Consider the following 1,042-nt stretch of genomic DNA (forward strand, 5'->3'; position numbering starts at 1 on the left):
CGTGGCCGGCGAGCAGCACGCCGGCGCGCGGATCGCCGCGCTCGCGCGCGGCAAGCCCTGCCGCGCGCGCGCGGCGCTTGGCGTCGAGGAGCGGCTCGGCGGGGATCATGCGCAGGCGCGGAGCCACCCTGGCCGTTGGCTGATCATCCTCCCAGAGCCTGCTCTCAGCAGGTGGGCGCCGTGTGCCGCGGCCACGACCGCGACAGGGACAGCTCCCGATGGGAAGATCACTGGCCCCGGGGATGAAGTGCCTGACGCACCGGGCAGCCCCGCACCCAGAACCTAGGCGCGCGCCAGCTTGGACGCAACGCCGTCCAGGCGCTGCGCGAGCCGGGCGATGCGCTCGGCGGCCGCGGCCGCGGCCGCGCTGTCCAGCCCCGGCGGCCGGGCCGCGCGCGCATCCGCGAGCTCGTCGGCCAGCATGATCCCGGCCATCGCGAGCAGGCGCGCCTCGCCCAGATTGCCGACCTGCGCGCGGATCGAGCTCACCCGAGCATCGAGTTCCGCACCCAGCGCCTGCAGATGCGCCTCCTGCCCGTCCGGGCAGCCGAGCACGTAGGGATAGCCGTTGATCTTCAGCGTCACCTGACCCACGCGCCTACTCCTGTTCCAGCACCGCCGCGAGCCGCGCGATCACCGCATCGAGCCGCTCGGCCGCCTCGGCCATCGTCGCCGCGGCCTCGGCGTCGGGCGGGTTCGCCGCCTGCTCCTCGGCGCGATGGGCGAGCGCCTCGGCCACGTCCTCGAGCCGCGCGACGGCGCTCTCGAGCGCGGCCGCGGCCTCGGCAAGGGTCGGTGCGGAAGCGGCATCGGGCATGGCGGACTCGCGGGGCTCACGTGGGAGGCGTGACCCTAGACAGGCCGCTTCCGCAGGGTCAACAACACCGCCGATGGGTGCGAAGGCGGTGATCGTGCACGGCTTCGAGGAGGCGCGCGCCGCGCTTGCGGCCGCCGCCCGGGCCGGCCGGCCGGTGACGCTGCTCTCCGCGCCCGACGCGGCCGGCTATGCCGGGCTCGGCTGGTGGCGTGCCCTGGTCGCGGC

At 75.9% G+C, this 1,042-nt stretch carries 2 protein-coding genes and 1 other RNA gene; all 3 read right to left on the reverse strand.

All coding sequences use genetic code 11. The annotated features are described in order from the left end of the window. Positions 1-116: 116 nt before the first annotated feature. Positions 117-273, reverse strand: a non-coding RNA gene (ssrS, locus tag FK498_RS18800) — 6S RNA. Positions 274-282: 9 nt separating this feature from the next. Next, complete coding sequence (locus tag FK498_RS18805) at positions 283-594, reverse strand: cell division protein ZapA (RefSeq protein ID WP_141857241.1); 312 nt, start codon at positions 592-594, stop codon at positions 283-285. 4 nt (positions 595-598) lie between these two features. Continuing rightward, complete coding sequence (locus tag FK498_RS18810; protein WP_141857243.1) at positions 599-817, reverse strand: hypothetical protein; 219 nt, start codon at positions 815-817, stop codon at positions 599-601. Positions 818-1,042 lie beyond the last annotated feature (225 nt).

Origin of the sequence: Elioraea sp. Yellowstone (assembly GCF_006704265.1) — a bacterium.
Classification (GTDB): Bacteria; Pseudomonadota; Alphaproteobacteria; order Acetobacterales; family Acetobacteraceae; genus Elioraea.